Below are 1,105 nucleotides of genomic sequence, written 5' to 3' on the forward strand. Positions count from 1 at the left end.
AAGAATGATATTGGCGATGATGGGCACGGCTAAAAACCATCTGAAGCCGGGCGAGCAGACGATTTTGAATCCTTCAAAAAGATAACTTGTGCCCGCAAAGAATCGGTTGATCATTGAATATTTTCCGTATCTGCAATTTGTTTGAGTTTGTATAATACCGCTTTCGTTAACTGTTTGGTGAGCTGCTTTGGACAAAGCTGAAACGCTTTATGCGGATGACACGCTGATTATTGCGAATAAACCTTCGGGTCTACTCAGTGTTCCTGGGCGTGGACCAGATAAGCAAGATTGTTTAGTGCGACGCATTCAGCAAGATCATCCAACTGCACGTATTGTGCATCGGCTTGATTGCGCAACGTCAGGCTTAATGGTGCTCGCGCAAACGGCTGATGCGCATCGTGAGCTCAGCAGGCAGTTTCATGATCGCGAGGTCGATAAAGCCTACGTTGCCCTTGTTTTTGGTCAGCTAGAGGAAGACCAAGGTAAGGTGACATTACCCTTGATGACAGACTGGCCAAACAGACCGAAGCAAATGGTGAGCGAAGAGGGAAAAGCTGCGCACACGGATTACCAGGTACTAGAGCGTTTAAACGATAGAACGCGCGTGCGGCTCACGCCTGTCACGGGGCGTACCCATCAGTTACGTGTCCACATGATGTCACTGGGGAATCCAATTTTAGGTGATAACTTGTATGCAACGGGATCGGCTTTAGCTGCAAGCACTAGATTGATGTTGCATGCTTGGAAGCTTGGAATCACGCACCCCGAGACAAGGGAGCGTCTGACATTTTCGCCTGAACCACCATTTTGAATGATGTGTCCATTGGTATCCCGAGGTGAGGACAGTATAGAACAGCACATGAGAAGACAGCGAAGGGTTGGTTATTCTAATCCGTAAATTCTCACCTGATTAAATTCTTCAAACTCATTGAGATCTGGCCACGTACGCGCTTCGTGGGTTTCCAATAACTCGAATTTGTCACTAGGGAGTATTTTCATACGCGAATCCGCGAGCAGTACTTCTTTACTCGTCTCACACCATTGGTCCAATAAGTTATGATTGTCTCGGTCATAAAGCACATCGGCTGCCGTTAGTAAGTCGATA

1 protein-coding gene and 1 pseudogene are annotated in these 1,105 nt (G+C 47.1%); one reads left to right on the forward strand and one right to left on the reverse strand.

The window, feature by feature from the left end:
• Positions 1 to 187 precede the first annotated feature (187 nt).
• Positions 188 to 811 carry an RluA family pseudouridine synthase gene (locus A3738_RS26805; RefSeq protein ID WP_068501467.1) on the forward strand — a complete coding sequence of 208 codons (624 nt, stop codon included), beginning with the start codon at positions 188 to 190 and terminating at the stop codon, positions 809 to 811.
• Between the two features lie 71 nt (positions 812 to 882).
• Here A3738_RS26805 and A3738_RS31605 read toward each other — a convergent pair.
• Positions 883 to 1,105: pseudogene (locus A3738_RS31605) on the reverse strand (methyltransferase type 12); the annotation flags it as partial.

The sequence above is a fragment of the Oleiphilus sp. HI0066 genome (assembly GCF_001635725.1).